This is a genomic window from Bacillus sp. SIMBA_074, assembly GCF_046534555.1.
Lineage (GTDB): Bacteria > Bacillota > Bacilli > Bacillales > Bacillaceae_G > Bacillus_A > Bacillus_A mycoides.
The window spans coordinates 1-279 of record NZ_JAWRYM010000396.1; the positions used below are offsets into that span (position 1 = coordinate 1).

Annotated in this window: 1 protein-coding gene; it reads left to right on the plus strand. The window is 74.2% G+C overall.

Annotated features, from left to right (window positions below; all coding sequences use genetic code 11):
- Positions 1–54 precede the first annotated feature (54 nt).
- A partial coding sequence (locus SB773_RS31300) for a hypothetical protein (RefSeq protein WP_410594176.1) occupies positions 55–279 on the plus strand: 225 nt, incomplete at its 3' end.

Below are 279 nucleotides of genomic sequence, written 5' to 3' on the forward strand. Positions count from 1 at the left end.
GGACTGGCATGCTGTGCGGTTCCTGTCGTCCCGAACCCCCGATCCCGGCCCCTGATGCCCACCCCGCTGCGCCGCCGCCTTCGCCTGACCCGCCGCTTCGCCGCCTATTCACTGGCGCTGGGGCTGGTGCTCGTCGCGCTGCTGGTGGGGGCGTTGAGCCAGGTCCTGCCATTGGTGGAGCACCAGCCGGCCAGGGTCCAGGCCTGGCTCGGCGAGCGCGCCGGCCAGCCGGTGCGGTTCGACGCCCTGCGCACCGAATGGACCCGCCGCGGTCCGCTG